Source organism: Loktanella sp. DJP18, assembly GCF_049310965.1.
Lineage (GTDB): Bacteria > Pseudomonadota > Alphaproteobacteria > Rhodobacterales > Rhodobacteraceae > Loktanella.
The window spans coordinates 1-552 of the sequence record NZ_JBMERN010000407.1 but is presented as its reverse complement, the minus strand read 5'-3'; the positions used below and the strand labels follow the sequence as shown (position 1 = coordinate 552).

The following is a 552-nucleotide window of genomic DNA, read 5'->3' as shown; positions in this document are numbered from 1 at the left end:
AGCCGCCAATGCCGCCGTCGACAACGAGATTCCGTTCTAAGCCTCAGGGCCGCGAACGGTCCGGAGGGGTGGCGCGTCCACCTCTCCGGAGCTCCTCCGCAGATGATCCGATGGGTCATCTTCGAAGGCGCTCCAGCGTCAGGGCAGAGACCCGGGCAGTAAAAGAAAATCACAAAAAACGGGCCATCGAAGATGTCCGTCTCTGCATTGCGCGAGACGGCCAACATCGAAGGCCTCGAAAAAATCAAACCAGAAGCGAGATCAGCATGACCGACCAGAACACAGCAGCACAGACCGCCGCACAGTCCGAAGCCCCCGCACGCGCCGCTGGCGACAAGTGGATCGAGCGCTTCGGCACGATCAAGTCGATTGCCCTGAAATCCGGCCGCAAAGGCCAATACGCCGTCGTCACGATCGACTGCGTGAAGTTCGAGCAGACCGCATTTGCCTTCACGGCAAAAACGATCGACGCCATCAAAGCCGCAGGTGAGGGCTCCAAAATCTGGCTCAAGGGCCCCATGGAAGCCGTGCAGCGCAAGAACGAGAACGGCG

General features: G+C 60.1%; 1 protein-coding gene. It reads left to right on the top strand.

What is annotated here, in order from left to right:
* Positions 1-266 precede the first annotated feature (266 nt).
* Positions 267-552: hypothetical protein (locus tag ACOI1H_RS26170; RefSeq protein WP_422441279.1), on the top strand; the 286-nt coding region annotated here is incomplete at its 3' end.